The 268-nt window shown below is 41.0% G+C and carries 1 protein-coding gene; it reads right to left on the reverse strand.

Annotated features, from left to right (window positions below):
* Positions 1-43: 43 nt before the first annotated feature.
* Positions 44-268 (reverse strand): phage head-tail connector protein (locus FC20_RS09815; protein ID WP_056945420.1); only part of this gene is annotated, 225 nt, incomplete at its 5' end.

The following is a 268-nucleotide window of genomic DNA, read 5'->3' on the forward strand; positions in this document are numbered from 1 at the left end:
TTGCGTCTTAAATAAACCAGACGTAAATTTTTATTTACCAGTCTCAAAACGGCACCACCTTTGCGAGTCGATAGCGCTTTAAGCCTTGCTTGATCTCAGTAGGAATGCCAACTTCAAAGTCAGCTTTGATTCCACCTTCTGTTCTGGAACTTTCCCCTTCTGCCCCCTGACGATTAAAAGCAATTACTGTTAATTGTTTAACGTACATTGCCATATTACCGATTAATGCAGTTCGATTAGTGTAGTCAAGGACCTTAGCCAGTGATTC

Source organism: Lactobacillus equicursoris DSM 19284 = JCM 14600 = CIP 110162, from assembly GCF_001434815.1.
Lineage (GTDB): Bacteria > Bacillota > Bacilli > Lactobacillales > Lactobacillaceae > Lactobacillus > Lactobacillus equicursoris.